Origin of the sequence: Ancrocorticia sp., from assembly GCF_052089425.1 — a bacterium.
Lineage (GTDB): Bacteria > Actinomycetota > Actinomycetes > Actinomycetales > Actinomycetaceae > Ancrocorticia.
Genome location: NZ_JBQCZW010000033.1, coordinates 1 through 6,602, shown reverse-complemented (window position 1 = coordinate 6,602; position 6,602 = coordinate 1). Strand labels below are relative to the sequence as shown.

Genomic DNA, 6,602 nt, shown 5'->3' with positions numbered 1-6,602 from the left:
GCACGGCGTTGCCCATGTGGAGACCAATGAAAGGTAAGAAATGAGCGAAGAGAATCAGAAGGTGCTTGACGTCGTCGTCGTCGGTTCAGGCCCCGCCGGATGGACTAGCGCCGTATACACGGCTAGAGCCGGACTCGAACCCGTCGTACTGGCTGGCACGCTCGAAGCGGGCGGTGCGCTCATGAATACCACGGAAGTAGAGAACTTCCCAGGCTTCCCCGAAGCTGTGATGGGCCCTGATCTTATGGATAAGATGCAGGCTCAAGCCGAACGTTTTGGGGCGGACGTACGCTACGAGGATGCCACGGATCTGGACTTGACCGGGGAAATCAAGAAGATCACCACGGACGATGGCACCTATCTGGCAAAGTCTGTCATTCTTGCACTGGGCTCGGAGTATAAGAAGCTCGGCCTCGAAGGCGAGAAGGCGTTCTCCGGCAAGGGCGTTTCTTACTGCGCTACCTGCGATGGATTCTTCTTCAAGGACAAAGAAGTAGTTGTTGTTGGCGGCGGAGATTCTGCGGCAACCGAAGCCCTGTTCCTCACTCGTTTTGCTAGCACCGTGCACGTGATCCACCGCCGCGATGAACTGCGCGCGTCTAAGATCATGGCTGATCGCCTTCTCTCCAACGATAAAGTCACCATGCATTGGAACTCCCGTGTAGCTGACCTTGTTGGCGATGGCAAGCTCGAATCGGTGGTACTCGAAGATACAGTGACCGGCGGGCAGTCTGAGCTTCCCGCATCTGGGCTGTTTGTTGCCATCGGGCACGAGCCGCGCTCGGGAGTCGTATCTGGTCAAGTGGATCTTGATGAATCTGGCTACGTTATTGCTGCCGAGCCGTCAACTGCCACCAACCTACCCGGCGTATTCGCCTGCGGAGACGTCGTGGATCACCACTACCGGCAAGCGATTACCGCTGCCGGAACCGGCTGCAAGGCGGCGCTGGATGCTCAGGCGTACCTCGAGGATCTCGAAGGCTGAGGGCACGAATTTGCGGCAGTTCGTGACATCCCCCTAGTCCCCAACACGAGGGGGAAGGAGCGAAACCTTCGACGCGACTGGGCGAACACACCTAGTCTCCGACACGGAAGGCGGGGAAATCCAGCATGAGTAGGGACGCATACACCCTTCTGTTTGTCACCGCCCAGTGGTGTGATCCGGGCACGGCTATGCTGCCGATCTTTGAGGAGACCCTTCGGGACTTTTCACGGCTCTATCCCGATGTGGAGCTGCGCGGTGACGTTGTAGACATTGATGAAGAGGAAGAGAACGCGCAGAGCGGCATCCCCACCACGGTGGGGGCGAGCATTCTTGAAACCGTCACGTTCGTTCCCAGCATGCTGCTGCTACGCGGAGGTGCACGCACGGGGACCGAGGTGACGCGGCTCGTAGGGCAGCTTCCAAAATTGGCCATACGCCGTAAACTCGCTGACGCTCTGGGCGTCCACACCAAGCACGAAGGGCCCTGACCGTGGCAGACTAATGCTTGATTCGCATTACCTACAGAATTGGTAGAGCCTGAGTCTAGATACACCCTAGAGAATCACACCATTGGAAAAGGGGCGCATGATGAGCACCAAGGAGAACAGGAGCACCGGTCACGTGGAAGAAGCGAACACCGCCGCCGCCGGCACTCGTCTGGATCCTTGGTACAACACCTACGCTGACCGAGCGCTCGGAATGAAGCAATCCGAAGTGCGCTCCTTGTTCGCTGTAGCGAATCGTCCTGAGGTCGTTTCGCTGGCGGGCGGCATGCCGAATATCGCCGGTTTGCCACTCGATTTCTTAGCTGACATGACAGCGCGCCTCATTAGGGATCGCGGCACGAAGATCCTCCAGTACGGAGGCGGGCAGGGCGAAGAGGAACTTCGCGAGATGATCACGGAGGTGATGCGCCCCGATGGCATCCGTGCACATCCGGATGACATCACCATTACCACAGGGTCGCAGCAAGCTCTTGATCTCATCTCAGAAGTTTTCATCAACCCTGGCGAGGTAGTTCTTGCTGAGGCACCGTCCTACGTGGGAGCACTCGGGACATTCCGCGCCTATCAGGCCAACGTAGTGCATGTGACCATGGACGAATTCGGGTTGGTACCCGATGCGCTCGAGCAAACGATCGTTGATCTGGAGCGGGCGGGGCAGCCCATCAAGTTCCTCTACACAATCCCGAACTTCCATAATCCTGCGGGTGTGTGCCTATCCGCAGAACGGCGTCCCAAGATTGTCGAGATCTGCAAGCGGCACCACATCCTTATTGTGGAAGATAATCCTTATGGCCTGCTCGGGTTTGCAGGCGATCCACTCCCGGCTCTGCAAAGCATCAATCCCGATGGAGTTGTGTATCTCGGGAGCTTCTCGAAAACCTTCGCTCCCGGATATCGCGTCGGATGGGCTTTGGCGCCGTCCGCAGTTACCCAGCGGATCCTATTGGCTAACGAGAATGCCCTGCTTTGCCCCAGTACTTTCGGGCAACTCTCCATTGCGGAGTACCTGAAAACCTACGATTGGTATCAGCAGGTCAAGGAGTACCGCGAGGTCTATCACGAACGCGGGCAAGCGATGCAGAAGGCACTCGAAACCCATCTGCCGATGTGTGAGTGGAACCAGCCCGAGGGTGGGTTCTACACCTGGGTGAAGCTTCCGAAGGGCCTTGACGCTCAATCCATGCTGCCCCGCGCAGTTACTCAACTAGTGGCGTACGTTTCCGGGACAGCGTTCTATGCTGATGGCCAGGGCCACGATCACATGCGCTTATCCTTCTGCTACCCCACCCCCGAATCTATCGAGGAAGGCGTTCGCCGCCTGTCCGTGGTGATACAGAATGAACTCGAGGTTGTGGAGATGTTCGGGGTCAAAGAGTCCCACAGCAGCCGCCCATCAGATCTCGAAATGCCAGAGCCCGATCTTAAGTAACGGAACCCGATTCTACGTAAGCTGAGGAGCACCAATGACGGATCCCATCACAGTAGCTATTCTCGCCGGCGGTCTGACCCACGAGCGCGAGGTATCACTCCATTCGGGCCGGCGCATGGCAACCTTGCTCCGGGAAGCTGGTATGCAGGTCAAGCTTCTTGACGTAGATGCTTCGCTCTTGCTGCACATCAAAGCGATGTCACCAGACGTCATCTGGCCGCTGATTCACGGTTCCACCGGGGAAGACGGGTCTCTGCAGGATCTTCTCTCGCTGACGGGTGTTCCCTACGTTGGCTCCTCCCCTAGTGCGTCACGGCTCGCATCGGACAAGGCAGTGGCCTCCGCTCTCGTGAGCCGGATCGGCGTGAGCGTGCCGCGCTCCATGTCCATCCCATCGGCACTCTTCCGGGAGATTGGGGTGGCTCCCGTTCTGGAACTGATCAGTGCGAATTACAGCTTCCCTCTTGTGGTGAAACCTGGTTCCGGTGGGTCTGCGCTGGGCGTGACGATCGTGCACTCCGCAGCCGATCTTCCACGCGCCATGGTGGACTGCTACGCCTACTCCGATCATGCGCGTATTGAATCGTACGTTGAGGGGCGCGAGTTGGCCGTATCCATTATGAATATCGACGGCGAGCCGTATGCCTTGCCGCCCGTGGAAATCGCGACTGACGGGCCTTATGATTACGATGCCCGTTACAACGCTGGCCGCTCGGAGTATTTTGTACCCGCGCGGCTGCCCGATGAGCAGCTGGAAGCCGTACGTGAGATCGCCGTACGCTGCCATCGCGAACTCGGCTTGAGCTACATCTCGCGCGTCGATTTCATTATCAGGGATGATGGCGAACCCGTGTTCATTGATATCAATGTTGCACCGGGAACCACAGAGACGTCACTTCTTCCTCAAGCCGTCACAGCCGAAGCTGCTTCCCGTGGGGTAGAACCAGCGCAGCTTTATCTGGATCTACTGGCCGAGGTAGCCAGGAAGTAGCACTGCTCGAATTGAGTATGGGGTGCTTCAACACCACAGCCCGCTGGTGTTGAAGCGCCCCATCTCTGTATCTAGTCTCTATTTGTCGCTAGTCTTTATTTGCGGCTGATCTGTGCGTATGGCAGATTCCTACTCCTGCTCCTGCTCCGCATCAACATCAACAGTCGCGATCTCCGGTGCCATCACATCGAGAATCCTATTGAGATCCTCGATTGACCCGAAATCGATTTTGATGCTGCCCTTGCGCAGGCCCATGTTCACCTTGACTCTCGTATCGAAACGCTCAGCAAGCTCGCCGGAGAGGTCCGAGAGCTGCGGAGCGAACCGATGAGCGCGCTTGACGCGCGGGGCTGGCGCTTCTGACTCCTCCCCCATCGCCACGATCTCTTCCACCTGGCGAACAGACAAGCCCTCTGCCACGATCCGTTGGGCCAACCGCTCCATACCCGCGGGATCCGATAGGCCAAGCAGTGCGCGAGCATGCCCGGCCGACAGCACATGAGCTGCCACCCGGCGCTGGACGAGTGGTGGTAGCTTCATCAACCTCAGGGTGTTCGTGATTTGAGGCCGCGATCTGGCAATTCGTTTGGCTAGCTCTTCCTGCGTGCAGTGGAAGTCCTCAAGCAGCTGTTGGTAGGCAGCTGCCTCCTCTAAGGGATTGAGCTCGGCACGGTGGAGGTTCTCAAGCAGCGCATCGCGGAGGAGGTCTTCGTCTGCCGTGCGGCGGACGATCGCCGGAATGTCCTGATCCCCCGCCTTCTGAGCCGCACGCCATCGCCGTTCGCCCATAATCAGCTCGTAAGCCACTTCTGGATGCCCAGTAACGGGCTCAGTCAGTGGACGTACGATAATCGGCTGAAGAACGCCCACCTCTTTGATCGATGCGGCGAGCTCTTCTAGCTCATCTTCATCGAAAACCGAACGTGGCTGGCGCTGGTTTGGAATGATCTCCTCTAAGGGAAGTTCGGCGTAGCTGGCGCCAGGGACGGCAACGAGTCCCTCGTCTGCCTCCTTGCCAGCTTCGCCGTCCGGCGTTGTCTGGGACGCGCTCCGGTCCCGCACACTGCCTGCGGCCGCGGCCGCATTATTGCTGGGATCGACTGTCGGCGTGTTCTGATCAACGCCTGCCTTGTCGGTTCCGGCGTCATCGGTTCCCGTGTTATCAGTGCCCGCATCATCAGTAGCAGTACGCCTGACGTCGTCCTTGCTCGTCCTGATCTTCTTAGAGCTGGACTTCTCATTGCTCGTTATGTCGGAGCTCGGCTTCTTAGCACTCGGCTTCTTAGTGCTCGCCTTCTTAGAGGTGGACTCGCCACCAGCACGCTTCTTGGGCACTTCGGCCTGATGCGCGTTAGCCGTTGCTGGCTGCGCCGCCGTGTTGGCGGCCTCTTCCTCAACAAGTGCATCCGGCTTCACTTCTGCGGAGGTATCGTCGGCCAGCGTTTCTGTACTCGATACGCCGGGTAGCCCAGCGCTTTCCGCTTCGGCTCCAGACTTACCCGCCTGGCCACCGAAGAATACGTCAATTGGGCGTTCTTTCGATTCACGTTGGCTGTCCGGAATGAGCGCACCTATCCCCCGGCCCAAACCCCGTCTACGTTCTGCCATATCCATACTCCTTAGTGAGCGCGCTCTGCTAGTTCATGGGCAGCTGCGCGGTAGGCGATTGCACCCGGGGATCGTGGTTCATAGGTGATGACAGTTTCGCCGTAGGACGGAGATTCGGCCAATCGAACTGAGCGCGGAATCTCAGTCTCAAGAGTTTCGTGTGGGAAATACTCTCGCACATTCGCCGCAACCTCTGCACTCAGGTTCGTGTTCTTAGAGACCATGGTGAGCAGGATCGTCGAAATCCGAAGGCTAGGGTTCTCCGCACTCTTCGCCGCTTCGATCGTGCGCAATAGTTGGCTAAGGCCTTCGAGAGCGTAGTACTCGGTCTGAACTGGTATCAACACCTCGTTCGCCGCAACCAAAGCATTGATGGGAAGCAGTGACATACTCGGTGGACAATCGATGAGCACGTAGTCCATTGGCTTGCCATGCACTTGAAGGTTGGAGAGGCACTCGTTGAGACTGTTTCGCAGGCGAAGCCTGCGATCGTCAGCATCGGCAAGCTCTACATCCACTAATGACAGGCTGATGTTCGACGGAGCAACGTACAGGCTCGGAAGGGCCTCCGTTGGCCGAATGATCGACAGTAGTGATTGCTTACCCGTCAGCACGTCATACAAGGTAGGGACAGCGTCTCTGTTCTCGATTCCAAGTGCCGTCGTTGCGTTGCCCTGCGGATCATCGTCAATGACGAGGACGCGGAGCCCGCCCATCGCAAGGCCAGCAGCCAGATTGACAGCCGTTGTTGTCTTTCCAACCCCACCCTTCTGGTTCGCAACTGCAATGATGCGTGTATGCGCGGGCTTCTTAAACTGTTCGCTGCCGATTTCTGCCAACCGTTTATGATCTTCAGCCAGTGCACTACCGAGGGGTGAATCTGGGCTAACAAATCTATCCCAGTCATTATCCGAGGACACGTGACCCGGCCCGTCAGGCCTGACCAACTTGCGTGGATCGCTCATAACGCCCTTTCTTTCCGTCCGATACAGTCTACCGGTGGCTTCCGTCGCGTTCAGCTTGAACGCACCCCCTGCCACTTTCCACTTCGTGATCGGAATACGTAAGCAGAGCCGTCTTCAC

At 57.8% G+C, this 6,602-nt stretch carries 6 protein-coding genes; 4 read left to right on the top strand and 2 right to left on the bottom strand.

Annotated features, from left to right (window positions below):
- Positions 1-40: 40 nt before the first annotated feature.
- From trxB to ACTHV6_RS09700, 4 genes are all read left to right on the top strand, one after another.
- Entirely contained in the window at positions 41-985 is a 945-nt protein-coding gene (trxB, locus tag ACTHV6_RS09715) for a thioredoxin-disulfide reductase (protein WP_441387261.1), read from the top strand.
- Positions 986-1,110: 125 nt separating this feature from the next.
- Entirely contained in the window at positions 1,111-1,473 is a 363-nt protein-coding gene (locus ACTHV6_RS09710) for a TlpA family protein disulfide reductase (protein ID WP_441387260.1), read from the top strand.
- A 100-nt stretch (positions 1,474-1,573) separates the two neighbouring features.
- Positions 1,574-2,920, top strand: a complete 1,347-nt coding sequence (locus tag ACTHV6_RS09705) for an aminotransferase-like domain-containing protein (RefSeq protein WP_441387279.1) — start codon at positions 1,574-1,576, stop codon at positions 2,918-2,920.
- A 34-nt stretch (positions 2,921-2,954) separates the two neighbouring features.
- Complete coding sequence (locus ACTHV6_RS09700) at positions 2,955-3,911, top strand: D-alanine--D-alanine ligase family protein (RefSeq protein WP_441387258.1); 957 nt, start codon at positions 2,955-2,957, stop codon at positions 3,909-3,911.
- 129 nt (positions 3,912-4,040) lie between these two features.
- On the opposite strand, the gene ACTHV6_RS09695 is transcribed toward ACTHV6_RS09700, so the two are convergent.
- On the bottom strand, positions 4,041-5,519 hold the full coding sequence (locus ACTHV6_RS09695) for a ParB/RepB/Spo0J family partition protein (protein WP_441387257.1): 1,479 nt from the start codon (positions 5,517-5,519) through the stop codon (positions 4,041-4,043).
- A gap of 11 nt (positions 5,520-5,530) precedes the next feature.
- Positions 5,531-6,484 (bottom strand): ParA family protein, encoded by a 954-nt coding sequence (locus tag ACTHV6_RS09690; RefSeq protein ID WP_441387255.1) that lies wholly within the window; start codon positions 6,482-6,484, stop codon positions 5,531-5,533.
- Positions 6,485-6,602 lie beyond the last annotated feature (118 nt).

Coding starts and splice junctions, on each gene's coding strand:
- trxB (WP_441387261.1), top strand. CDS start 41: ATGAGCGAAGAGAATCAGAAGGTGCTTGACGTCGTCGTCGTCGGTTCA.
- ACTHV6_RS09710 (WP_441387260.1), top strand. CDS start 1,111: ATGAGTAGGGACGCATACACCCTTCTGTTTGTCACCGCCCAGTGGTGT.
- ACTHV6_RS09705 (WP_441387279.1), top strand. CDS start 1,574: ATGAGCACCAAGGAGAACAGGAGCACCGGTCACGTGGAAGAAGCGAAC.
- ACTHV6_RS09700 (WP_441387258.1), top strand. CDS start 2,955: ATGACGGATCCCATCACAGTAGCTATTCTCGCCGGCGGTCTGACCCAC.
- ACTHV6_RS09695 (WP_441387257.1), bottom strand. CDS start 5,519: ATGGCAGAACGTAGACGGGGTTTGGGCCGGGGGATAGGTGCGCTCATT.
- ACTHV6_RS09690 (WP_441387255.1), bottom strand. CDS start 6,484: ATGAGCGATCCACGCAAGTTGGTCAGGCCTGACGGGCCGGGTCACGTG.